We start from the raw sequence: 566 nt of genomic DNA on the forward strand, positions 1-566 counted from the left end.
GCAACAAGATGACGTTTTAGTAACCGGCCTGAGTGAGTTAAAAACGGCTTTTGGAGAGGCTGCCTGTGAATTAAGGAAACTACTTAAATCGGAAAATGAAAAAATCCGGCTGTCGGCATGTGCCGAGGTCATAGGCTATGTACAGAAATTTATACAGTATGATGAGCTTGAAAAACGCATTGATGCGTTAGAGAATAGGAATACAAGGAGCTAAGATATGTCAGCGTTAAGTAATAGGGTTTCAAGGTTAGAGGCTAAGTCAGGGGTGAACCGGAAAGGTATTTTTTTCAACATTCACAAAGGGATAACTGAAGCTCAACAAGCGGCTTGTAAGAAATATGTCGCCGCTAAACATAGCCTTGAAATTTCAGGGTTTGGTAATTTCATATGCTTAGAAGATATGGCTTGTGAGCAGTGTCCGCAGAAAATCACAAACCCAAAGGACTATGTAAAAGTTGGTGACTTTCAGCGTCAGCGTAAAGAGTGGAATATCACACATACAAGAGAGCGCAGGGCTGATGACTAAATCCTGCCTGACCCCAATTAAAAACCGTAACCGTGGTAAG

General features: G+C 41.9%; 2 protein-coding genes. Both read left to right on the forward strand.

Going from position 1 to position 566, the window contains the following annotated elements; genetic code table 11:
- Nucleotides 1-214: hypothetical protein (locus H7844_16105; GenBank protein ID MEO5358800.1), on the forward strand; the 214-nt coding region annotated here is incomplete at its 5' end.
- Nucleotides 215-217: 3 nt separating this feature from the next.
- Entirely contained in the window at nt 218-526 is a 309-nt protein-coding gene (locus H7844_16110) for a hypothetical protein (protein ID MEO5358801.1), read from the forward strand.
- The last annotated feature ends 40 nt before the right edge of the window (nt 527-566 follow it).

The organism is Nitrospirae bacterium YQR-1, assembly GCA_039908095.1.
Taxonomy (GTDB): Bacteria; Nitrospirota; Thermodesulfovibrionia; order Thermodesulfovibrionales; family Magnetobacteriaceae; genus Magnetomonas.